Source organism: Roseovarius sp. W115 (genome assembly GCF_032842945.2).
Taxonomy (GTDB): Bacteria; Pseudomonadota; Alphaproteobacteria; order Rhodobacterales; family Rhodobacteraceae; genus Roseovarius; species Roseovarius rhodophyticola.
This window is the reverse complement of the sequence record NZ_CP146606.1, coordinates 14,030-35,600: the sequence shown is the minus strand read 5'-3', so window position 1 is coordinate 35,600 and position 21,571 is coordinate 14,030. Positions and strand designations below refer to the sequence as shown.

Genomic DNA, 21,571 nt, shown 5'->3' with positions numbered 1-21,571 from the left:
ATCGACGGGCATGTTTCGCGGCTGGTCTGGCTTATCATCGCGGCCATTCTGGGGGGGTTCATGTCGTTTGTTATGCAGGGGAGTATGCTTGGTGTTTAAGTTCACGAAATTCTCCAGCAGCTTGCTGGTGGTTGGCATGTCTCTGGCGCTGACGCCTGCGTTTTTCGCAGCGGGGCCGGTTCTGGAAGCACGTTGGTTCCCGGTGGTGCGCGATGTGGAGGTGAGCCACGACGAAGAAACCCGTGAAGGTACGAGTTTCTACGTGCGGTTTCGCAAGGTTCGGCAATGCGAGTTCCTGGCGTTGGTCTGGTATGAAGGGCCGGTGCGTCTGAGCGTCGATTTTGAGCCGCATTCCGATGACTCGCCGCGCACGCGTCCAGTGGGAGAGCAATATAGCGGGCCGTGGCTTGTGCGGGATCTGCACGGGATCCAGGGCAGTCGGGCCCATGCCTATCACCGCTGTCACCCGCTTTGGACCACGATCACCACTTTTTACCAAGGTTAACGTCCGCAGATGCGTGGACGAAAGGAGCAACAGATGCAGACCGAGACCGGGCTTGAGCGCAAGTTTTGCCGATTTGATGAGGATCTCACGGTGACTGATGGCACGCACATCGAAGGCTATGCCAGTTACTTTGGCCGCAAGGACCGTGGCGGCGATGTGGTTGAGCGCGGGGCGTATTCCGGGTCGTTGCGGCGGCTTGCCGAGGAGGGGCGTCAGATCAAGATGCTCTGGCAGCATGATCCGGCCCAGCCTATCGGTGTCTGGGACGAGGTGCGCGAAGATGAAAAGGGGCTTTATGTCAAGGGCCGGCTTCTGGATGGCATAGAGCGCGCCCGAGAAGCAGCCACGTTGATTGCAGCACAGGCCATTGACGGGCTGAGCATCGGGTACCGCACCGTGAAGGCGGTCAGAGATGACAAGGGCCAGCGGCTCTTGAAGGAACTGGAGCTTTGGGAGGTGTCGCTTGTGACCTTCCCCATGCTGCCCAGTGCGCGGGTGGGGGCCAAGGACGATACCCTGGTCAGCGACACTTTGCGTGAATTGGCGGCGGCCCTTGAGGACGCCCGACAGGAGATCGCGCAGATGTAGCAGCGCGCCCCTAACCACGAAACCAAACAGGATCGAGAAATGAGCAACACCGAGACGCGGTCTCGGGCCGGGGAAGATCTGTCTCCGGTCACCGAGATCAAGGCCGCCATGGCGGGATTTGTCAGCGACCTCAAAGGCTTTCAGGCCGACATTCAACAGCGACTTCAGCAACAGGACGACAAGATGACCAAGATGGAACGTAAATCAATGGGCGCCAAACGCCCGGTACTTTCGCAAAGCGTGGATGCAGGCGCGCCGCATCAAAAGGCGTTTGGCTCTTACCTGCGCTCCGGCGATGATGATGGACTGCGCGGACTGGAGCTTGAAGGCAAGGCGCTCAGTACCGCTGTGGCGGCAGAAGGGGGCTACCTCGTTGACCCAGAGACGTCGGCCACGATCAAGAGCGTTCTGGGCAGCACCGCGTCGGTACGCGCCATTGCCAATGTGGTTGAGGTTGAGGCGACGTCTTATGATGTGCTGATTGATCACACGGATATTGGCCATGGCTGGGCCTCTGAGACCGGCGATGCGACGGAAACCTCAACACCTTCAATTGACCGGATTTCCATTCCGCTGCACGAGCTGAATGCGCTGCCGAAAGCGTCACAGCGTCTGCTGGATGACAGTGCGTTTGACATCGAGGCGTGGCTGGCTGGCCGGATCGCCGACAAGTTTGCCCGCGCAGAGGCCGCTGCCTTTGTGAATGGCGACGGTGTGGACAAGCCCACTGGTTTTCTGACCCATTCAATTGTGGCCAATGGCGGCTGGAGCTGGGGCAACCTGGGCTATGTGGCCACGGGTGCGGATGGTGATTTCAACGGAGCCGATGCGATTGTTGATCTGGCTTACGCGCTGGGCGCACAGTACCGGGCAAATGGCACATTCGTGATGAATTCCAAGACCGCCGGTGCGGTGCGCAAGCTGAAGGATGCCGATGGGCGGTTCCTTTGGTCGGATGGTCTTGCGGCCGGAGAGCCTGCGCGTCTTCTGGGGTATCCGGTGCTGATTGCCGAGGACATGCCGGATATTGCCGTAGATTCCACCGCGATTGCCTTTGGTGATTTCAGTGCAGGTTACACCGTGGCAGAGCGCCCAGACCTGCGCGTGCTGCGCGATCCGTTCTCAGCCAAGCCGCATGTTCTGTTTTACGCCACCAAGCGCGTGGGCGGAGATGTGAGCGATTTTGCGGCGATCAAACTGCTGAAATTCGGCCTTTCCTGAGCCTTGGCATGTGTGATCGGGGGCCTGTGCCCCCGGTCATTGCCCACGCATCTTGCAAGCCGCCAGGCGCGTCTCCTTGGTTTGGTGTGAGATCGGGTGCGTGGCATCGAGCAAGGAGATGGGTTGGGATTTCTGGAGTGAAACCATGATGTTAATCGAAGAGACTGCCGTTTCTCAATCCGCGCTGCCGGTGGATGAGTTCAAGTCGCATCTCAAGCTGGGAACCGGGTTTTCGGATGCGGATGTGCAAGATCCGCTTTTGGAAAGCTATCTGCGCGCGGCAGTGTCGGCGATTGAGGCGCGTACTGGAAAGATTTTGATTACGCGCACTTTTTCATGGACGCTGACCCGGTGGTGGGATGCCACGGGCCAAGCGCTTCCGGTGGCGCCTGTAAGCGAGATTGTTTCATTGATCCTGCGCAACCGGATTGAAGAAGAAGAGACCATCGACACCACGCATTACGTGCTGGAGGCCGATGCGCAACGTCCAATCCTGCGCCCTGTGGGCAGTACATTGCCCGGTGTGCCGCCCGGCGGCGTGGCTGAGCTGAGCTTTGTGGCGGGTTATGCCAGCGCCTGGGGCGGTTTGCCTGCGGATCTTGGGCAGGCGGTGATCCTGCTGGCGGCGCATTACTACGAGCATCGTCATGAGACGCGTCAGGGCGACACACAGATGCCTTTTGGGGTCAAATCCCTGATCGAGCGCTATCGTACCGTGCGCTTGCTGAGCGGGGGTCGTTTGTCATGAATGGTCCACGTCTCAACCGGCATTTGATGCTGGAACATCGGGAACGCACACCGGATGGTGCGGGTGGATTTGATGACACTTGGGTGTCACTCGGCGCGGTCTGGGCCGACGTGCAGGCGCGCACGGGCCGAGATGCATCCGGTGAGGCGGTGAGCCTATCGACCACTGTGTATCGTATCATTGTACGTGCGGCGCCCTATGGTGCGCCATCGCGGCCCACGCCTGGCCAGAGGTTTCGCGAAGGCGTGCGTGTCTTTCGCATTCAGGCTGTGGCCGAAGCAGATGCGCAGGCGCGCTATCTGACCTGCTTTTGTGAAGAGGAGGTCGCGCTGTGAGCTATGGCGTAGCAGCCGCTTTGCAGGCGGCGGTTTATCAACGTTTGTCGGCGGATACTGCTTTGAATGATCTGGTGGCAGGCGCGATATATGATGCGCTGCCCCAGGGCAGTATGCCCCCTGTCTATGTGACGCTCGGACCTGAGGACGCACAGGTGCAATCAGATGTCACCGGGCAGGGGGCATGGCATCGGTTCACCGTTTCAGTGGTGACAGAAGTGTCGGGCTTTCATGCCGCCAAGGAGGTCGCAGGGGCAATCAGTGATGCGCTTGTTGGTGCGCCTCTCGTGTTGAGCCGAGGACGTTTAAGTTCGCTCAACTTCTATCGCGCCCGGGCGCAGCGCGAAGGCACCGGCGCGCTCAGGCGGATCGATCTTATTTTTCGCGCGCGTGTGGACGACACCGCGTAACCCCAACAGTTTCGGAGACAGACATCATGGCAGTGCAAAATGGCAAAGACCTTTTGGTCAAGATCGACCTTACAGGCGACGGAAACTTTCAGACTGTGGCGGGCCTTCGGGCGACGCGGATCAGCTTCAACGCAGAAAGCGTGGATGTCACGAGCCTGGAATCCGCAGGTGGCTGGCGCGAGTTGCTGGCCGGGGCGGGCGTGAAATCAGCCGCGATCAGCGGCTCGGGCATCTTTCGCGACGAAAGCAGCGATGAACGTGCGCGGCAGATCTTTTTCGACGGGGAAATGCCGGATTTTCAGGTGGTGATTCCGGATTTCGGCATCATCGAAGGCCCGTTTCAGGTCAGTTCGATTGAATATGCGGGTACGCATGACGGCGAGGCGACCTATGAGCTGGCACTGTCTTCGGCGGGTCAGCTCAGCTTTGTGGCGGCGTGAACGGTATGGCGAACCCGTATGCCGGAGAAGTGGCGCTTGTGATTGATGGCACGCGTCACGTTCTTAAGCTGACGCTGGGGGCTCTGGCTGAGCTTGAGGCGGGGCTTGAGGCGGACTCACTGGTCGCACTGATCAAGCGGTTTGAGAATGGTGGGTTCTCCACTCGTGATGTGCTGGCGCTGATTGTGGCGGGGCTGCGCGGTGGGGGGTGGACTGGCACGGCCGAGGATCTGCTCAGTGCAGAAATTGAGGGTGGGCCGGTGGGCGCGGCGCGTGCTGCTGCTGCGCTACTGACGCGCGCGTTTTTGAACGCCGAGAGCGCATGAGCGGGGCAGGTGCAGAACGGTTTGACTGGGTCGGTTTGATGCAGGCCGGAATCGGCATGCTGCGACTGTCGCCGGCGGCTTTCTGGGCGCTGACGCCGGCTGAGTTTGAACTGATGCTGGGCAAGCCTGCCGGGTTCAGGCCGCTCAGACGCGCGCGGTTTGAGCAGTTGCTTTCTGCATATCCCGACGAACAAAACGAGGTGAAAGATGGCTGAGATTGGCGGGCTTGACGACTTGGATGCGCAGATTGCGGCGCTGGATGAAAACCTGGGCGCGGCAAGCGATATGGCCGCGGCGTTCAACACGGAGATGGCGCGCGTGAAGCTCAGCTTTGCGGGCACCGGCCAAGATGCGGCGCGGATGGAGCGCAGCTTTAGCCGAGGGTTGACCAAAGCGATGCGCAGCGCGGTTGTCGATGGCGACAGCCTGTCGGACTCACTGCGTAATTTGGCCAATTCGATGGTCAATTCGGTATTCAATGCCGCCGTGCGCCCGGTGACCAATCAGGTGGGTGGGCTGATCTCCGATGGGATCGGCGCGCTGGTGGGCAATCTGCTTCCGTTTGAGAAGGGCGGCAGCTTTGCTCAGGGCAGGGTGCAGCCTTTTGCCAATGGCGGGGTGATCGGCGGGCCAACGACTTTTCCAATGCGGGGCGGTATGGGCCTGATGGGGGAGGCCGGACCAGAGGCGATCATGCCGCTGGCGCGCGGGGCCGATGGCAAGCTGGGGGTGCGTGGCGGGGGCGGCCAGCCGATCAGCGTGGTGATGAATGTCTCGACCCCGGATGTTGAAGGATTTCGTCGCTCACAGGCTCAGATCGCCGCTCAACTGGGGCGCGTGATCGGGCGCGGCAATCGCAATCGCTAAATCAAGGGGCAGAGCATGAGCTTTCACGAGATACGTTTTCCGGCGAGCCTGAGTTTTGGCTCGATTGGCGGGCCAGAGCGGTACACGGATGTGGTCACGCTGGCCAATGGGTTTGAAGAGCGCAACACGCCCTGGCGCCATTCGCGCAGGCGCTATGACGCGGGCGTGGCCATGCGCAGCCTCGATGATATCGAGACGCTGATCGCGTTTTTCGAGGCACGGCAAGGGCAGATCTACGGGTTCCGCTGGAAGGATTGGACGGATTACAAATCCTGCCCGGCGCTCGGTGAGATTGCCTATGAAGATCAGATCATTGGCACCGGAGATGACGTGACCGATGCGTTTCAGCTTATCAAGACGTATCGCTCGGGTGAAACAACCTATGCGCGGCCGATCACCAAGCCTGTGGACGGGACGGTGCGTGTGGGTCTGGGCGGAGATGCGCAGCAAGAGGGCGTGCATTACAGCGTGGATACTACAACCGGCGTGGTCACTTTTGCCCATCCCGTGAACACCGGCGTGCCAATCACCGCCGGGTTTGAATTCGATGTCCCGGTGCGGTTTGACACCGACCGCATTCACACCAGCCTGGCCAGTTTTCAGGCCGGAGAAGCGCCCAACGTGCCCATCGTCGAGGTGCGCGTATGAGCGGGTTTGATGCCGGGCTGAAGGCGCATTTGCAGACCGGGCAGGCGACAACGGCGCGATGCTGGGCGGTGACGCGCCGTGATGGCGAGATACTTGGGTTTACAGATCACGATATGGATCTGAGTTTTGAGAACGTCGTTTTCAAAGCAGAAACAGGGCTTTCTGCGGCGGCGTTGCAGCAAACCACGGGGTTGTCGGTGGACAATTCCGAGGCGGTGGGGGCGCTGAGCGATGCGGCCATTCGCGATGCGGATATTGAGGCTGGGCGGTATGACGGCGCTGAGGTGCGCGCGTGGTTGGTCAATTGGGCCAATGTAGACGAGCGGCAGCTTCTTTTTCGCGGCACAATTGGGGAAATCCGCCGTGCGGGCGGGGCTTTTGAGGCCGAGCTGCGCGGGTTGACAGATAAGCTCAACGTGCCTTTGGGACGGGTGTTTCAAAAGCCATGCTCGGCGGTTTTGGGGGATGAAGGATGTGGGTTTGACCTCAGCACACCGGGTTACACAACTGACGTGCCGGTTGAGACGATCGAAGGTCGACGGGTGCTGCGCTTTGCTGCGCTGGCCGGGTTTGATCCGGGGTGGTTCCGGCATGGCGTGCTGCGCGTGCTGGACGGTGAGGCCGCAGGGCTGTCAGGCCTGATCAAGAGTGACAGTGAGACCGCCAATGCGCGTGTCCTGGAGCTTTGGCATCCGATCCGGGCAGAGATTGCGCCAGGCGATTCATTGCGCCTTGAGGCGGGATGCGACAAGGCGCGCGAAACCTGTCAAGCCAAGTTCAACAATTTCCTGAATTTTCAAGGCTTTCCAGACATTCCCGGAGATGACTGGTCGATCAGCGATCCAACCCGTGCACAAGTACTGGATGGCGGGAGCCGCAGGGCATGAGCGGGGTTGAGGCGCGTGTGGTGGCTGAGGCGCGGGACTGGCTTGGCACACCCTATCGGCATCAGGCCAGCCGCAAAGGGGCGGGGGCGGATTGTCTTGGCCTGATCCGGGGAATTTGGCGTGCGCTCTATGGGGCAGAGCCCGAGGCGGTGCCGCCCTACAGCATGGACTGGTCAGAGCCCGCACGCGACGAGGTGCTTTGGCGCGCAGCGGGGCGGCATTTGCGCCCCAAGGACCGGGAGGAGGCCGCATTGGGGGATGTGGTGCTCTTTCGCATGCGTGACGGATCGGTGGCCAAGCATCTGGGCGTGGTCACACAGACAGGAGCGCAGGCAAAGTTTGTGCATGCCTATTCTAGTCATGGCGTGGTGGAAAGTTCTCTGACCAGCGCGTGGCGGCGACGCATCGTGGCCCGTTTTGCATTCCCCGAGGAGATTTAGAGCATGGCAACGGTAATTCTCTCGGCGGCAGGCGCGGCCATTGGTGGCGGTTTGGGTGGCTCGGTTCTTGGGTTGTCCATGGCGGCAGTGGGCCGTTTTGCAGGGGCTGTCATTGGGCGCTCCATTGATCAGCGTTTGATGGGGCAAGGTTCGGACACGGTTGAGACCGGGCGTGTGAACCGTCTGCGCCTTACCGGCACTGGTGAAGGAGAGACCATATCGCAGGTCTATGGCCGCACGCGAGTGGCTGGACAGGTTATTTGGGCCACCGAATTTCTCGAAACTGTCCGTGAATCCGGCGGTGGCGGAGGCAAGGGTGCACCGAGCCGTCCCAAGACGCGCAGTTATTCCTATTCTGTTAGCCTGGCGATTGCGCTCTGTGAGGGAGAGATTACGCGTGTGGGCCGCATCTGGGCGGATGGGCTTGAAGTGCCGCGTGAGGATTTGACCTTGCGGGTCTACACCGGCTCTCGCGATCAGCTGCCTGATCCCAAGATTGAAGCCGTGGAAGGTGTTGGCACTGTGCCCGCCTATCGCGGCACGGCCTATGTGGTGATCGAGGATTTGGACCTGACCCCCTATGGCGGGCGTGTGCCGCAATTCAGCTTTGAGGTCAGCCGTCCTGCGCAAGAGGGTGTTGACGCGGCTGAGGGCGATCTGGTGCAGGCGGTGCGCGGTGCCGCGCTTTTGCCGGGCAGCGGGGAATATGCGTTGGCCACAACTGTGGCGAACATGACCTATGGGTATGGTGCGCGGCGCGCTGTCAACGCCAATAGCCCATCGGGCAAAAGCGATTTTGCCACATCGCTGGATCATTTGACCGGCGAATTGCCCCATGCCAAGGCCACTTCGCTGGTGGTGAGCTGGTTTGGCGATGATCTGCGCTGTGGCGACTGCACGATCAGGCCCAAGGTGGAACAAAAGACCTATGATGCGGGCAATATGCGCTGGCGTGTGTCCGGATTGAGCCGGGCGCAGGCCGAGGCGGTGCCCGAGGATGGGGCAGGCCAGCCGATTTATGGCGGCACGCCGACGGATCAATCCGTGATCGAAGCAATTTTGGCACTAACTGCGGCGGGTCGTGAGGTGATGTATTACCCGTTTATCCTGATGGATCAGCAGGCGGGTAATGCACGCCCTGACCCCTATAGCGATGCGCCGGATCAGCCGGTTTTGCCGTGGCGTGGGCGGATCACCACATCAAAGGCGCCAAACCAACCGGGCAGCACAGATGGCACGACGGCGGCCGAAGCCGAAGTGGCCGCGTTTTTTGGCACCGCAAACGCGGCTGATTTCAGCATTGCCGGAGGCTTTACCGCCGCGCAATCTGAGGTCTTTACCTCTGCGACAGCGCTTTTGCAGTTTTCCGGCCCAGTGACGGTCAGCCCTGTGCAGTATACCGGCCCCAATGAATGGGGATACCGGCGGTTCATCTTGCACCAAGCCGCGCTTTGCGTGGCCGCGGGCGGGGTTGAAAGCTTTTGCATCGGGTCTGAGATGCGCGGGCTGACGCAAATTCGTGGGGAAAACAACAGTTTCACCGCTGTTGCCGCGCTGATTGATCTGGCCGCCGAGGTGCGGGCACTTTTGGGGCCGGATGTGAAGATCGGCTATGCGGCGGATTGGTCGGAATACTTTGGCTATCAGCCGCAGGATGGCTCAGGCGACCGGTTCTTTCATCTCGATGCGCTTTGGGCGGATGCCAATATCGACTTCATCGGGATCGACAATTACATGCCGCTGTCCGATTGGCGCAATGGGACCGCGCATGCCGATGCCGCAGCGGGGTGGGGGTCGATCTATGATCTTGAGTACCTGAAGGCGAATGTCGAGGGCGGTGAGGGCTATGATTGGTACTACGCCACGGATGCCGCCCGTGAGGCGCAAACCCGGACCACGATCACCGACGCCGAACATGATGAGCCCTGGATCTGGCGCTACAAGGACATTCGCAACTGGTGGCAAAACCTGCACCATGACCGGGTGGGCGGTGTGCGGTCACAGACGCCCACAGCCTGGGTGCCGGGCAGCAAGCCAGTGCGCTTTACGGAATATGGCTGTGCGGCGGTTGATAAGGCCACGAACCATCCCAATCGATTCATTGACGAGAAATCATCAGAGTCGCTTTTACCCGCTTTTTCAGAGGGTAAGCGGGATGAGTTGATCCAGTTTCAGTACCTGAAAGCAGTATCCGACTACTGGACGGCGCCCGAGAACAACCCCGTCTCCGAGGTCTATGACGGGCCGATGATCGACATGGATCACGCCTATGTCTGGGCCTGGGATATGCGCCCCTATCCGCAGTTTCCGAATAATCAGGAGCTTTGGAGCGATGGGGCGAATTACACGCGCGGGCACTGGATCAACGGGCGTGTCTCGGCGCGGTCTCTGGCGTCTGTCGTCGGTGAAGTCTGTGCCAGGTCCGGGTTGGAAGACATTGATGTCACACAGCTTTACGGCCTTGTGCGGGGCTACAGCGTGGATCAGGTGGGCGAGGCTCGTGGCACGCTGCAGCCTCTGACGCTACGCTATGGCTTTGATGCTGTGGAACGCGACGGCGTGCTGCAATTCCGGATGCGTGATGGCGGGGCGGATTACGAGATTGATCCCGACTCACTCGTGCGCGACAGCGAAATGGACGGGTTGATTGAGTACACCCGTGGCAGCGACGTTGAGCTTGCCGGTCGTGTGCGTCTGCGCTTTGTCGAGGCGGATGGCAGTTTTGATGTGGTCGCTGAAGAGGCAATCTTGCCGGATCAAGCCACGCATGCTGTATCCACCTCGGAATTTCCGTTGGTGATGACGCGAGCTGAGGGGCGACAAACCGTCGAGCGCTGGCTCGCGGAGGCGCGCACAGCAAGCGACACGCTGCGCCTGACCTTGCCGCCCTCGCAGATGTGTATTGGCGCGGGCGACGTGATCTCTATCCCCGAGGAGGGCGGTCAGGGTCACTATCGCGTGGACCGTACCGATCAGTTGTCTGGTGCGCAGAAGATAGAGGCCGTGCGGGTTGAGGCGGACACCTATGAGGTTGGCGAAGTGCCGGATATCTCTGCTTCGCTTCGGTCTTTCCAACCGCCCAGCCTTGTCACGCCGCTTTTCCTCGATTTACCCTTGTTAACCGGCGAAGAAACACCGCACAGCCCGCATGTGGCAGCGTTCGGGTCTCCCTGGCCGGGCAACGTGGCTGTGTATGCCTCGGATGAGGATGCCAACTATGGTCTCAACACGCTGATCGAGGCGCAAAGCGTTGTGGGGGTTTTGGAAACCACGCTGGAAACAGCACCTTCCGGGCGGATTGACAGAGGCGATGCGGTACAGGTGCGCATGCTGAACGGCGCGCTGCAGAGCGTCAGCGATCTGGCGTTTCTGGGCGGCGCGAACCTCTGCGCGGTGAGCGATGGCACACCTGATGGGTGGGAGCTGATGCAGTTTCGCGATGCGGAATTGGTTGATACCGATACCTATCTTCTATCGCATCGCTTGCGGGGGCAGATGGGCACGGAAACCAGCTCCGAATGGCCGGCGGGCAGCTATATTGTGCGGCTTGATGGCCGCGCCAGGCAAATCGACATGGCCGAAGCACGGCGCGGATTGGCGCGGTATTACCGCATTGGACCTGCCGCGCGCCCGGTGGATGACCCGTCTTACAGTGCGGCTTTGCTGGCCTTTGACGGGTTGGGATTGCGCCCGCTCAGCCCGGTGCACCTGCGCCTGAATGGGACGTCCGGTGTGGACCGAACCCTCACCTGGGTCCGGCGCACGCGGATTGACGGGGACCGGTGGGACACGCTTGAGGTGCCGTTGGGCGAGGAAAGCGAAAGTTATCTGGTGCGCGTTGTACAAGCAGATGCCGTGCAGCGCGAAGAGATCAGTGAACAGCCCGGATTGGACGTATACGTTGGCCGCACAGGCCGCAGATGGGCTGGTTGGCGCATATCAGATCGATGTTGCACAAATCTCGGCCAAGTTCGGGCCGGGGCGGTTTGCGACGCTGGATGTGCCGGGGTAAGGCAAAATAAGCGGCTACCCGCGCGCGCAGTCGACACATTTCAGTGCCGCTGGATCCAGCCGCAAGCGCCCCTCGGCAATCTCCTCACCGCAATCATCGCAATAGCCAAATTCGCCCTCATCCATCCGCGCCAGAGCCGCCAAAAGCCGGGCGCGCTCGGCCTCTCGCCGAACCCCGGTGGCCTTGGCCATCGCCTGATTTTGCAGGGCATCCATGCGGCTGAGGCGACCCACGGCCTGCTGATCCAACTCCACGGTTGCCTTGCCCGCCGCGCCAAGCACGTCCTCGCCGCTCAATTCTGTTAACCTGGCCTCAATCAGCGCACGAAATTCTGCCAGTTGTGTTTCATCCATTTCCGTGACACCCCACATAACAGCTTTGCATTTTACCCCGAATGCCTATCTGGTATACAGGAAAGCAATGAGGAAGGAGCCACGTCATGGCCGAAACCCGTGCAAAACTCGCTGAACTGGACCCGGTCTGGGCCCGTATCATCTCTGAGGCGGATGCCGCCGTGCAGGACGAGCCGCTTTTGGGCGGTCTCGTACATAGTTCGATCCTGCACCACAAATCGTTTGATTCCGCGCTGGCGTACCGCATTTCGCTGAAGCTGGCCTCAAATGAAATGCCGGAACAGATCTTGCGGGAAATCTGCGACATGGCCTTTGCGGCGGATGCCCGTCTGGGTCAGTCCGCGCGCGCCGATATTGTTGCGGTGAATGACCGTGACCCGGCCTGTGACCGGTTCATCCTGCCCATGCTGTATTTCAAGGGCTTTCAGGCGGTGCAGGCCTATCGCGTGGCGCATTGGCTTTGGAACAACGACCGCAAGGATATGGCGCGGTTCTTCCAGATGCGATGCTCTGAAGTGTTCGGCGTTGATATTCACCCCGCCGCCAAAATCGGCAAGGGCATCATGATCGACCATGCCCATTCTATTGTTATCGGTGAAACGGCTGTGGTCGGCGACAATGTCTCGATGCTGCATTCCGTGACCCTGGGTGGCACCGGTAAGGAAGAGGAAGACCGTCATCCCAAGATTGGCGATGGGGTTCTCATCGGGGCCGGAGCCAAGGTTCTGGGCAATATCAAGGTGGGTCATTGCTCGCGCATCGCGGCGGGCTCGGTGGTTCTGGCCGAAGTGCCGCCCTGCAAGACTGTCGCGGGCATTCCCGCGCGGATCGTGGGCGAGGCGGGCTGTGATCAGCCGTCCATGTCGATGGACCATATGCTGGGAAAAAACCAATAATCTGAGAGCTTTTCGAGGAAACCTTCCTCAAATGCGCGCGTGCCTCTGGCCTGCGCGCATAAATTGTTCCTATGCTGGCCCCATGCAAACACCCAAAGGAAAGGGAGAGCCATGGGAATTCGGCAGACAAAAGGACGTGGGCGGCTTTTTGACAGCGTGCTCGACACGGTGGGCGACACGCCGGCCATTCGGATCAACTCCATCGCGCCGGATCATGTCACGGTCTACGTGAAATTCGAGGCGTTCAACCCTGCAGGCTCGGTTAAGGACCGGCTCGCGCTCAACATCATTGAAGCGGCGGAACGTGACGGGCGGCTCAAACCGGGGCAGACCGTGGTTGAGGCCACATCGGGCAACACCGGCATTGGTCTGGCCATGGTCTGTGCGGCCAAAGGCTATCCGCTGGTTGTGACCATGGCCGACAGTTTTTCCATCGAGCGGCGCAAGCTGATGCGTTTTCTGGGGGCTAAGGTCGTGTTGACGCCACGTGCTGAGAAAGGCTTTGGCATGTACCAGAAGGCTAAGGAACTGGCCGAAGCCAATGGATGGTTTCTGGCGTCGCAATTTGAGACGGCCGACAATGCCGACATGCATGCCAGTACAACGGCGCAGGAAATTCTGGGCGACTTCAAAGGCGAGCGGCTGGATTATCTTGTCACGGGCTACGGCACGGGCGGCACAGTCTCAGGCGTGGGCCGGGTGCTCAAGAAAGAACGCCCCGATGTGAAGATCATCCTGACCGAGCCGGGCAATGCGGCGCTGGTGGCGTCGGGCTATGTCAACACCCGCAACGAGGATCATCAGCCGACCGAAGGCCACCCGAATTTTGAGCCGCACCCGATCCAGGGCTGGACCCCGGATTTTATCCCATGGGTGCTGCAAGAAGCACTGGATCAGGGTTATCACGATGCGCTTTTGCCCGTGGCTGGGCCGGATGGCATCGCTTGGTCCAAGCGCCTTGCGGCGGAAGAGGGGATATTCACTGGTATCTCCGGGGGGTCTACCTTTGCCGTGAGCATGCAGATTGCCGAAAAAGCGCCGGAAGGCTCGGTCATCCTGTGCATGCTGCCCGATACCGGCGAGCGATATCTCTCGACGCCGCTCTTCGAGGGCATCCCCGAGGATATGACCGATGAGGAAGAGGCGCTTTCGAAATCAACGCCAGGCTATCAAATGTAGAGTATAGCGTTTCGCGACACTCTGTGATTCAGGTTCATCGCGAAACGCTTTAAAAAATCTGGGACACCGAGGTTTTGACACCGACGTTGTCGCGCCTCCGAGACGTCGTGTGTTAGTTAGTTCCCGTCCGGTTGGTTTCTTTTTGCAAACGCTTCAGACGCCGTTCCTCGCGCGTTCTCTCTCGTTTTTCAGCACGTTTTTTGCGCTTTTCAATCGTCTCGGGACTGAGTTTGGGCAGGTACTCGGCGTTTTCTCCAGGAAAAGTGTTTGGTTTGGCCATAAGAGGAGCTGGGCTTAGCGCGATGGCGGCGGTCAGCAGTGTAGCGATCAGTTTTACCGTATGTGACATGTCGAGGGGCTCATTGTCTGATTGTAACTGATCAAAAAATGAGATGTCTGGCCCGCTGCCTCAAGAGGTTCTGCTTTCACTATTGGTCACGGTGTTGTGCGGCTATGCGCGCAGGCTTGGGCACTTAGTCGAGTGCGCGCCTGTTTTGACAATCGGAAAAACCAGCAGGCGAGCTGGTGTTAAAATCCGTCATGTGTCCAATGCAACGGCATGATGCTCACGGCTGGAGGCGCTGTCAGCGGGCTTACCGATGGGGTTTTTTCGGCGCCAAAGGGTAACCATGACGGGCTAAGCGCGGCGATCGCAATTGCTCCGACCAAAAAGATGCTTTTCATGTGACGCTCTCCTGACCTGACAAGACAAGTCTTGTTTGACACGCCAGACATGCGGTCAAATGGGTGCGTCATACAATAACAGCCCACGATTAGCGGGCTGTTATCAGATATCAAAATACACCAAGTATTTGATTCAAAATTTATTTCCTGACCAGGGCGAACTGCAACCCTCGCAAGAAACCCGACCGTTTCAGGCCAGCATGGTCATCGGGCTTTCCAGATTCTGCTTGATCTGATCCAGAAGCTGCGCGCCCAAAGCGCCATCAATCACCCGGTGATCGACCGACAGCGTGACTGACATCACGGTGGCCACGGCCAGTTCGCCATCTTCTCCGACAATGGGCTTCTTCACACCCGCGCCGACGGCCAGGATACCGCCATGTGGCGGGTTGATCACCGCGTCGAAATTGTCGATGCCGAACATGCCGAGGTTGGAGATGGCAAAACTGCCGCCCTGATACTCATGCGGGGCCAGTTTGCGGTCGCGCGCGCGGGCGGCGAGGTCTTTCATTTCCGCCGAAAGCGCCGAAAGTGATTTCATCTCGGCATCTTTGAGCACCGGTGTAAAGAGACCGCCCTCGATGGCCACGGCCACCGCCACATCCGATGGCTTGAGCTTAAGCACCTTGTCACCCGCCCAGACCGCGTTGCAATCTGGCACAGCCTGAAGTGCAAGCGCACTGGCCTTGATGATGAAGTCATTCACCGACAGTTTCACGCCACGCGGCTCAAGCTGTTTGTTGAGCTGGCTGCGGAATTTCAACAGCGCATCGAGCTGGATGTCGCGGCGCAGATAGAAATGCGGAATGGTCTGCTTGGCCTCGGTCAGACGCGCCGCAATCGTTTTGCGCATGCCATCCAGCGCCACGTCCTCATACTCGCGGTCCTGATACATCGCTTCAATCGCGCTGGCTGGTGGGCCAGAGGGTGCCGCCGTCGCGGACGCTGCAGCAGGAGCCGCCGCTTGTGCCGCAGGCACCGATGCCCCGGGTTGTGCCGCCTCGACATCCGCCTTAACGATCCGACCATGCGGGCCTGAGCCTGTGAGAGCCGCCAGATCAACGCCTTTCTGCGCCGCAATGCGACGTGCCAGAGGTGAGGCAAAGATACGGTCGCCCTTGGCGCTGGTTGGTGCAGCAGGCGCAGGCGCAGGGGCCGCCGCCGGAGCAGCCTCGGCAGCCGGTGCTTCAGCCTCGGCAGGCGCAGCAGCAGGGGCCGCACTGACATCACCAATGTCATCAGCGCTTTCGCCGTCTTCCAAAAGCACCGCAATCGCGGTGTTCACCTTTACGTTCTCAGACCCTTCAGCCACGAGGATCTTGCCAATCGTGCCTTCATCGACGGCTTCAAACTCCATCGTGGCCTTGTCGGTCTCGATCTCTGCCAGCAGATCACCGGAACTAACGGTGTCGCCTTCCTTGACCAGCCATTTGGCCAATGTGCCTTCTTCCATCGTGGGCGACAGGGCGGGCATTAGTATTTCCATAGGCATCGCGTCTGTCTCCTTAACGGTAGGTCACTTGGTTGACTGCTTCGATCACTTCAGCAGTCGAAGTCAGGGCCAGTTTTTCAAGATTTGCCGCATAGGGCATGGGCACGTCCTTGCCCGTGCAATTCACCACCGGCGCATCGAGGTAATCAAACGCGCGCTCCATCAGCGTGGCCGAGATGTGGTTGCCAATCGAGGCCACGGGCCAGCCTTCTTCGACCGTCACGCAACGGTTGGTTTTCATCACCGAGGCGATCACCGTGTCATAATCAAGCGGGCGCAGGGTGCGCAGGTCGATGACTTCTGCGCTGACGCCCTCTTGGGCCAGCTTTTCCGCCGCTTCCAGGGCGTATTGCATGCCGATACCAAAGCTCACGATGGTCACGTCCTCGCCGGAACGCACCACGCTGGCCTTGCCGAACGGAATGGTGAAGTCATCCAGAACCGGCACATCAAAACTGCGGCCATAGAGGATTTCGTTTTCGAGGAACACGACCGGGTTCGGATCGCGAATGGCAGATTTGAGGAGGCCCTTGGCGTCAGCGGCCGAGTAGGGCTGCACCACTCTAAGGCCCGGCACCTGCGAATACCATGCCGCGTAATCCTGTGAATGTTGGGCGCCCACGCGCGCGGCGGCTCCGTTGGGCCCCCGGAATACGATGGGACAACCCAGCTGACCACCCGACATATAGTTTGTCTTGGCGGCAGAGTTGATAATGTGGTCAATCGCCTGCATCGCAAAGTTCCAGGTCATGAACTCCACAATCGGCTTCAACCCGCCCCAGGCCGCACCCACGCCAATCCCGGCAAAGCCATGCTCGGTGATGGGCGTGTCGATGACGCGCTTGGCGCCGAACTCTTCCAAAAGGTTCTGAGTGATCTTGTAAGCGCCTTGGTATTCAGCAACTTCCTCACCCATGACAAAGACCGTCTCGTCGCCGCGCATCTCTTCGGCCATGGCCGCATTGAGCGCCTCGCGCACGGTCATCTTGGTCATCTCGGTGCCTTCGGGCCAATCCGGGCTGGCATCGGGTGTCGGCGCTTCGGGCGCAGCGGCAGGTGCCTTCGCCTCGGCCGGTGCGCTGGCGGGAACGGCTTCTGCCGAAGGGGCGGGGGCACTGGCCTCCCCAATATCATCGGCGCTCTCGCCATCCTCCAAGAGCACCGCAATCGCTGTGTTCACTTTTACATTTTCGGTGCCCTCGGGCACAAGGATCTTGCCGATCGTGCCTTCGTCGACGGCTTCAAATTCCATCGTGGCCTTATCGGTTTCAATCTCTGCCATGATGTCACCAGAGGCGACGGTGTCGCCCTCTTTGACAAGCCACTTGGCGAGGGTCCCTTCCTCCATCGTAGGCGACAGGGCCGGCATCAGGATTTCTGTAGGCATATCTTAATTCTCCTGGAATCTCTGTCGCTTACGCGTCTACGTAAATATCTGTCCAAAGCTCCTCGAGCGCTGGCTCGGGGCTTTCCTTGGCGAAATCGGCGCTGGCGCTGACGATTCCCTTGACCTCTTTGTCGATGGCTTTGAGCTCATCCTCGGTGGCGTGTTTGCCGCTCAAGAGCATTTCTCGCACGTTCTCGATACAGTCTTTTTCCTCGCGCACCTTCTGCACTTCTTCGCGGGTGCGATACTTGGCCGGGTCCGACATAGAGTGACCGCGGTAGCGGTAGGTTTTGACTTCGAGGATGTACGGCCCCTTGCCAGCGCGACAATGCGCGATGGCCTTGGCCCCGGCATCTCTGACCGCCAGAACGTCCATGCCGTCCACGGCTTCCCCGGGAATACCAAAGGCGGCCCCGCGGGTGTAGATGTCAGGGGAGGAGGTGGAGCGTTTCTGCGACGTGCCCATGGCATAGTGGTTGTTCTCGATGACAAACACCACCGGCAACTCCCAAAGAGCGGCCATATTGAACGTCTCGTAAACCTGTCCCTGGTTCGCCGCTCCATCGCCGAAATAGGTAAACGTCACGCGGTCATTGCCCAGGTATTTATCCGCAAGCGCCAGTCCCGCGCCGAGGGGCACATTAGCGCCTACGATGCCGTGGCCACCATAGAAGTGTTTCTCGCGGCTGAACATGTGCATTGAGCCGCCTTTGCCGCGCGAATAGCCGCCCTCGCGTCCCGTCAGCTCGGCCATGACGCCATCGGGGTTCATCCCACAGGCCAGCATATGCCCGTGATCACGGTAGGTGGTGATGCGCTTGTCGCCTTCTTCGGTGTTGGCTTCCAGCCCGACAACAACGGCCTCCTGGCCAATATAAAGGTGACAGAAGCCGCCAATCAGACCCATACCGTAAAGCTGACCTGCCTTTTCCTCGAATCGACGGATCAAAAGCATGTCGCGGTAAAACTGTTTCAGCTCCTCGGCAGAAACATTTGGTTTCTTCGTTGTTTTTCGGGCGGCCATGGGCAAATGGCTCCTTTGCTAGAGAAATAGTTTAGCGTTAAACTATCTTTTACAACATACCGTTGCGTTTTGCGAGGGAGTTTTTGACGCAGGGGCAGGGCAGGCGTTAAATCTCTGATAACAGGCTGCGACTTGGGCAAACTTGACCCATGTCAAAAACCAATTGGTTCACCCGGTTCGAAATGTGGGATCTGGGTATTTTCCACAAGAAAGAAGCTGTATCCGCCCTGCTTCTTTCTTGTTCCAAATACCCCGATACCAAGAACTGCTCTGGGCAATGGCTTTCAAATGAGGGCGCCAGAGATGGTGCAGCACCTTGGGAACGGAGTCGCGCTATGAGGATCGGATTGGCGCTCTGCGCATGTGGGGTTAACGGATCACAATCTCGTCTGACCGCAACAATCCCAGCACATCGCGCGCCTGTTGGTCCAGAAGATCCAGATCGAGAAACGTGTCTGAAAGGCGGAGCGTCAGGTTTTCCATACGCACCACTTGCGTTTCAAGCTCGGCCAGCTGTTCGCGCAGCACCTGTTCGCCCACCTCAATTTCCGCTCGGCGGAACAGGCCGTAGTCGCCCTGGATCGCGGCAAAGGCAAAATAGGCGGCGAGCCCAAACGCAATGATACTGAACACAAGTAAACCAATCGCTGGTCGTTTGAGCGCTGTCATCTGGATCCACCTTTGCCTCTTTGCCCATCTCTTGTCGGACGGTGCCCAGACACTCTGCCATACCCGAATCGCTTTGTGAATCCCCTTTTCACACCAATGTCATAATGAGTAGAACGGAGGCTGAAGGAGAGTCTTTCATGCCACATCTGCCGCCGTGCGATGCGTTGCCCACACATGATGTGACCAACCAGCCTGAGCCGTTGCGCGGATTGCCACTCTGGTCGGGCGATCCGGGTCTGCAAACTCATGCGGACGCCGCCGGGGCCGACACCGCGCATCTGGCTCATTTCGCGGACACCATCGGCACGAGCAGCATGGTCGAGATGGGGGACCTGGCGAACCGCACCACGCCTGAGTTGCTGCTCTTCGATGCAGGAGGGCGGCGACTGGATGAGGTGCGGTTTCACCCCAGCTATCATCAGTTGATGCAGGCCGGAATTGGCGCAGGCTATTCTGCGATTGCATGGGAGGCCGGGAAGGGCGGTCATGCCACCCATGCCGCCATGGTCTATTTGATGAGCCAGGTGGAGCCGGGCGTGTGCTGTCCAATGACGATGACTTATGCCGCTATCCCGGCGCTGAGCGTAGATGAGGCGCTGTTCACGGAATGGGGACCGAAACTCATGTCGCGTGTCTATGATGGCGCGCCCAAGCCGTTGACGCAGAAGCCCGGCGCGACGCTTGGCATGGCAATGACGGAAAAACAGGGTGGCTCGGATGTGCGTGCCAATACCACGCAGGCCACACGCACGCGCGATGGCTACCGCTTGCGCGGACATAAATGGTTCTGCTCTGCCCCAATGTCCGACGGGTTTCTGACGCTGGCGCAGGCGCCAGGTGGGCTGACCTGTTTTCTTGTGCCGCGCTGGCTGGAGGGCGAACGCAATGGCATTCACATTCAACGTCTCAAGGACAAACTGGGCAACCGCGCCAACGCCTCGGCTGAGATCGAGTATCATGATGCGCTGGCCTACCCCTTGGGCGAGGAGGGCGCAGGCGTCAAGACGATCATCGAAATGGTGCATCACACCCGGCTCGACACGGCGATGGCTCCGGCGGGGCTCATGCGCGCGGCGCTGGCGCATGCCACCCACTGGGCGCGCCACCGCAGCGCGTTTCAGCGCCGGTTGATCGATCAGCCGCTCATGCAATCGGTGCTGGCTGATCTGGCGCTCGACTGGGAAGGCGCGCTGGCTTTGGGGATGCATGTCGCTGCCGCCTTTGACCGCAAATCAGAGGCCGACCGCGCCTTTGCCCGGCTGAGTGTGGCTTTGGCGAAGTACCTCAACAACAAGCTTTGCCCCGGGTTCGTTTATGAAGCGATGGAGGCCCTGGGTGGCATGGGCTATGTCGAAGACACGCCTCTGCCGCTCCTCTACCGCGAAGCGCCACTCAACTCGATCTGGGAAGGTTCGGGGAATGTCATCTGCCTCGACATCCTGCGCACGCTGCAGCGCGCGCCTGAGGCCGGAGAGGTGCTGAGTGCGGAATTGGCCACAGCGGGTGGGCAGTATCGTGGTTATGATGCCGCGCTGAAGGCGCATATTCAGAGGTTTCCCAAGCTGCCAGAGGAGGGGCAAGCGCGCTGGTATGTGGAAAGTCTGGCGACGCTGCTGACGGCGTCGGTTTTGATCCGCACCGCGCCCCCTGCGGTGAGCGAAGGCTATGTTGCCACACGGCTGGCAGGACAGCGCGGGCGAACGGTTGGGGCGATTGCTGGCGTGGATATATTGGCAGTGTTGGGGCGAATTGAGGGGTAGAAGGGGGGCTTGGGGCGTCCTCTGACGTGATCGTTCAGTTAAGCGGTAGGTGGCTGCTTTGAGGCCAAAGCAGACATGAAGCTACTAATGTTTCCTGCTGGTCGGAGCCTTAGTTTCGGAATACTCAGTTATCTGACCAGTCTCGAATCCGCTTCCATTAACTGAATGAATTTTTCGAATTCTTGTAACGCTTTGGACTTTTTTCTGCGCATTCGGCTGTTGTGTTCGAAAAATGATCCGTGCTTCCCAAAATAAGCTCTTTGTACTGACTTTCCAAAAACGTATGGCAATATTTGAAGTCCTCTGCAGTCAATTTCGAGAAGTCAGCTTTAGTTTCGTCCAAAGGGCTAAACACGGCTTCAAACAAGACTGGTTTGTCATTCATTAGATGGTTCCACAAGCCAACCAGTAAAGGCAGCGCCGCATCGGAAGAACCAAGATTTAAATGAACAGATTTGTTCCAGTCATAAGGTTTTTTGGTGTCCAACGATATGAGTATTTTGTACGGAAACAATCTTCACTCCAATATAATTGTTTGCAATCGAAGGCTGGGAGATAAGTCGGAAATAAACCTTCGTACTAACGCTTGATTGGTAACAGTCATATTTCGGAAGTCTAATGGTATGATGTCGGCTCTGAGCCCACAATGACTCCCCTCGCGCGGAATCAAGGCGCGTAGCGCCGCCGCGCGATCGCCAGA

The 21,571-nt window shown here is 59.3% G+C and carries 21 protein-coding genes and 2 pseudogenes; 17 read left to right on the top strand and 6 right to left on the bottom strand.

Translation table 11 applies throughout. From position 1 onward, the window contains the following. Window positions 1–91 precede the first annotated feature (91 nt). The 14 genes and pseudogenes from RZS32_RS00180 (at window position 92) to RZS32_RS00115 (ending at window position 11,427) form a co-directional block, all read left to right on the top strand. A complete protein-coding gene (locus RZS32_RS00180; RefSeq protein WP_317055024.1) occupies window positions 92–505 on the top strand; it encodes a hypothetical protein in 414 nt (137 codons plus the stop codon). Window positions 506–538: 33 nt separating this feature from the next. After that, the gene (locus RZS32_RS00175) at window positions 539–1,093 is read left to right on the top strand and encodes an HK97 family phage prohead protease (protein ID WP_317055023.1); all 555 of its coding nucleotides are present in this window, start codon (window positions 539–541) and stop codon (window positions 1,091–1,093) included. Window positions 1,094–1,129: 36 nt separating this feature from the next. Continuing rightward, window positions 1,130–2,314, top strand: a pseudogene (locus tag RZS32_RS00170) (phage major capsid protein); the annotation flags it as partial. Window positions 2,315–2,459: 145 nt separating this feature from the next. Further along, entirely contained in the window at window positions 2,460–3,062 is a 603-nt protein-coding gene (locus tag RZS32_RS00165; RefSeq protein WP_317055022.1) for a head-tail connector protein, read from the top strand. Continuing rightward, complete coding sequence (locus RZS32_RS00160; RefSeq protein WP_317055021.1) at window positions 3,059–3,397, top strand: head-tail adaptor protein; 339 nt, start codon at window positions 3,059–3,061, stop codon at window positions 3,395–3,397. Before RZS32_RS00165 ends, RZS32_RS00160 begins: the two co-directional genes overlap by 4 nt. Further along, window positions 3,394–3,807, top strand: a complete 414-nt coding sequence (locus RZS32_RS00155; protein WP_317055020.1) for a DUF3168 domain-containing protein — start codon at window positions 3,394–3,396, stop codon at window positions 3,805–3,807. Before RZS32_RS00160 ends, RZS32_RS00155 begins: the two co-directional genes overlap by 4 nt. A 26-nt stretch (window positions 3,808–3,833) precedes the next feature. Next, entirely contained in the window at window positions 3,834–4,247 is a 414-nt protein-coding gene (locus RZS32_RS00150; RefSeq protein ID WP_317055019.1) for a phage major tail protein, TP901-1 family, read from the top strand. 5 nt (window positions 4,248–4,252) lie between these two features. Further along, a complete protein-coding gene (locus RZS32_RS00145; protein ID WP_317055018.1) occupies window positions 4,253–4,573 on the top strand; it encodes a gene transfer agent family protein in 321 nt (106 codons plus the stop codon). After that, complete coding sequence (locus RZS32_RS00140) at window positions 4,570–4,788, top strand: rcc01693 family protein (RefSeq protein ID WP_317055017.1); 219 nt, start codon at window positions 4,570–4,572, stop codon at window positions 4,786–4,788. The genes RZS32_RS00145 and RZS32_RS00140 overlap by 4 nt, the downstream gene beginning before the upstream one ends. Then, a complete protein-coding gene (locus RZS32_RS00135; RefSeq protein ID WP_317055016.1) occupies window positions 4,781–5,440 on the top strand; it encodes a phage tail tape measure protein in 660 nt (219 codons plus the stop codon). Before RZS32_RS00140 ends, RZS32_RS00135 begins: the two co-directional genes overlap by 8 nt. A gap of 15 nt (window positions 5,441–5,455) precedes the next feature. After that, window positions 5,456–6,088, top strand: a complete 633-nt coding sequence (locus RZS32_RS00130) for a DUF2460 domain-containing protein (RefSeq protein WP_317055015.1) — start codon at window positions 5,456–5,458, stop codon at window positions 6,086–6,088. Continuing rightward, window positions 6,085–6,975, top strand: coding sequence for a DUF2163 domain-containing protein (locus tag RZS32_RS00125; protein WP_317055014.1), 891 nt, complete (start codon window positions 6,085–6,087; stop codon window positions 6,973–6,975). The genes RZS32_RS00130 and RZS32_RS00125 overlap by 4 nt, the downstream gene beginning before the upstream one ends. Further along, on the top strand, window positions 6,972–7,415 hold the full coding sequence (locus RZS32_RS00120) for an NlpC/P60 family protein (RefSeq protein ID WP_317055013.1): 444 nt from the start codon (window positions 6,972–6,974) through the stop codon (window positions 7,413–7,415). The genes RZS32_RS00125 and RZS32_RS00120 overlap by 4 nt, the downstream gene beginning before the upstream one ends. A 3-nt stretch (window positions 7,416–7,418) precedes the next feature. Beyond that, window positions 7,419–11,427, top strand: a pseudogene (locus tag RZS32_RS00115) (baseplate multidomain protein megatron). 14 nt (window positions 11,428–11,441) lie between these two features. On the opposite strand, the gene RZS32_RS00110 reads toward RZS32_RS00115, so the two are convergent. Continuing rightward, on the bottom strand, window positions 11,442–11,552 hold the full coding sequence (locus tag RZS32_RS00110) for a TraR/DksA family transcriptional regulator (protein ID WP_339106912.1): 111 nt from the start codon (window positions 11,550–11,552) through the stop codon (window positions 11,442–11,444). A gap of 314 nt (window positions 11,553–11,866) precedes the next feature. On the opposite strand from RZS32_RS00110, the gene cysE reads away from it, so the two are divergent. Then, on the top strand, window positions 11,867–12,676 hold the full coding sequence (gene cysE / locus RZS32_RS00105) for a serine O-acetyltransferase (protein ID WP_317055011.1): 810 nt from the start codon (window positions 11,867–11,869) through the stop codon (window positions 12,674–12,676). Window positions 12,677–12,787: 111 nt separating this feature from the next. Next, window positions 12,788–13,855, top strand: a complete 1,068-nt coding sequence (locus tag RZS32_RS00100) for a PLP-dependent cysteine synthase family protein (protein WP_317055010.1) — start codon at window positions 12,788–12,790, stop codon at window positions 13,853–13,855. A 112-nt stretch (window positions 13,856–13,967) separates the two neighbouring features. On the opposite strand, the gene RZS32_RS00095 is transcribed toward RZS32_RS00100, so the two are convergent. The 5 genes from RZS32_RS00095 to RZS32_RS00075 form a co-directional block, all read right to left on the bottom strand. After that, window positions 13,968–14,204, bottom strand: coding sequence for a hypothetical protein (locus RZS32_RS00095; RefSeq protein WP_317055009.1), 237 nt, complete (start codon window positions 14,202–14,204; stop codon window positions 13,968–13,970). 525 nt (window positions 14,205–14,729) lie between these two features. Next, window positions 14,730–16,031, bottom strand: a complete 1,302-nt coding sequence (locus RZS32_RS00090; protein ID WP_317055008.1) for a pyruvate dehydrogenase complex dihydrolipoamide acetyltransferase — start codon at window positions 16,029–16,031, stop codon at window positions 14,730–14,732. A 13-nt stretch (window positions 16,032–16,044) separates the two neighbouring features. Beyond that, window positions 16,045–17,418, bottom strand: coding sequence for a pyruvate dehydrogenase complex E1 component subunit beta (locus tag RZS32_RS00085; RefSeq protein WP_317055007.1), 1,374 nt, complete (start codon window positions 17,416–17,418; stop codon window positions 16,045–16,047). Between the two features lie 28 nt (window positions 17,419–17,446). Further along, window positions 17,447–18,442, bottom strand: a complete 996-nt coding sequence (pdhA, locus tag RZS32_RS00080; RefSeq protein ID WP_317055006.1) for a pyruvate dehydrogenase (acetyl-transferring) E1 component subunit alpha — start codon at window positions 18,440–18,442, stop codon at window positions 17,447–17,449. A gap of 369 nt (window positions 18,443–18,811) precedes the next feature. After that, on the bottom strand, window positions 18,812–19,111 hold the full coding sequence (locus RZS32_RS00075; protein WP_317055005.1) for an FtsB family cell division protein: 300 nt from the start codon (window positions 19,109–19,111) through the stop codon (window positions 18,812–18,814). Between the two features lie 137 nt (window positions 19,112–19,248). Between RZS32_RS00075 and RZS32_RS00070 the strand changes: the two genes are divergently transcribed. Beyond that, a complete protein-coding gene (locus RZS32_RS00070) occupies window positions 19,249–20,871 on the top strand; it encodes an acyl-CoA dehydrogenase family protein (protein WP_317055004.1) in 1,623 nt (540 codons plus the stop codon). Window positions 20,872–21,571: the final 700 nt, after the last annotated feature.

What these genes read in the sequence shown, in the direction of transcription:
- RZS32_RS00075 (WP_317055005.1), bottom strand. Translation starts at nt 19,111, where the DNA reads ATGACAGCGCTCAAACGACCAGCGATTGGTTTACTTGTGTTCAGTATC.
- RZS32_RS00175 (WP_317055023.1), top strand. Translation starts at nt 539, where the DNA reads ATGCAGACCGAGACCGGGCTTGAGCGCAAGTTTTGCCGATTTGATGAG.
- RZS32_RS00135 (WP_317055016.1), top strand. Translation starts at nt 4,781, where the DNA reads ATGGCTGAGATTGGCGGGCTTGACGACTTGGATGCGCAGATTGCGGCG.
- RZS32_RS00095 (WP_317055009.1), bottom strand. Translation starts at nt 14,204, where the DNA reads ATGTCACATACGGTAAAACTGATCGCTACACTGCTGACCGCCGCCATC.
- RZS32_RS00110 (WP_339106912.1), bottom strand. Translation starts at nt 11,552, where the DNA reads ATGGATGAGGGCGAATTTGGCTATTGCGATGATTGCGGTGAGGAGATT.
- RZS32_RS00145 (WP_317055018.1), top strand. Translation starts at nt 4,253, where the DNA reads ATGGCGAACCCGTATGCCGGAGAAGTGGCGCTTGTGATTGATGGCACG.
- RZS32_RS00130 (WP_317055015.1), top strand. Translation starts at nt 5,456, where the DNA reads ATGAGCTTTCACGAGATACGTTTTCCGGCGAGCCTGAGTTTTGGCTCG.
- RZS32_RS00160 (WP_317055021.1), top strand. Translation starts at nt 3,059, where the DNA reads ATGAATGGTCCACGTCTCAACCGGCATTTGATGCTGGAACATCGGGAA.
- RZS32_RS00125 (WP_317055014.1), top strand. Translation starts at nt 6,085, where the DNA reads ATGAGCGGGTTTGATGCCGGGCTGAAGGCGCATTTGCAGACCGGGCAG.
- cysE (WP_317055011.1), top strand. Translation starts at nt 11,867, where the DNA reads ATGGCCGAAACCCGTGCAAAACTCGCTGAACTGGACCCGGTCTGGGCC.
- RZS32_RS00165 (WP_317055022.1), top strand. Translation starts at nt 2,460, where the DNA reads ATGATGTTAATCGAAGAGACTGCCGTTTCTCAATCCGCGCTGCCGGTG.
- RZS32_RS00070 (WP_317055004.1), top strand. Translation starts at nt 19,249, where the DNA reads ATGCCACATCTGCCGCCGTGCGATGCGTTGCCCACACATGATGTGACC.
- RZS32_RS00140 (WP_317055017.1), top strand. Translation starts at nt 4,570, where the DNA reads ATGAGCGGGGCAGGTGCAGAACGGTTTGACTGGGTCGGTTTGATGCAG.
- RZS32_RS00090 (WP_317055008.1), bottom strand. Translation starts at nt 16,031, where the DNA reads ATGCCTATGGAAATACTAATGCCCGCCCTGTCGCCCACGATGGAAGAA.
- pdhA (WP_317055006.1), bottom strand. Translation starts at nt 18,442, where the DNA reads ATGGCCGCCCGAAAAACAACGAAGAAACCAAATGTTTCTGCCGAGGAG.
- RZS32_RS00085 (WP_317055007.1), bottom strand. Translation starts at nt 17,418, where the DNA reads ATGCCTACAGAAATCCTGATGCCGGCCCTGTCGCCTACGATGGAGGAA.
- RZS32_RS00100 (WP_317055010.1), top strand. Translation starts at nt 12,788, where the DNA reads ATGGGAATTCGGCAGACAAAAGGACGTGGGCGGCTTTTTGACAGCGTG.
- RZS32_RS00120 (WP_317055013.1), top strand. Translation starts at nt 6,972, where the DNA reads ATGAGCGGGGTTGAGGCGCGTGTGGTGGCTGAGGCGCGGGACTGGCTT.
- RZS32_RS00150 (WP_317055019.1), top strand. Translation starts at nt 3,834, where the DNA reads ATGGCAGTGCAAAATGGCAAAGACCTTTTGGTCAAGATCGACCTTACA.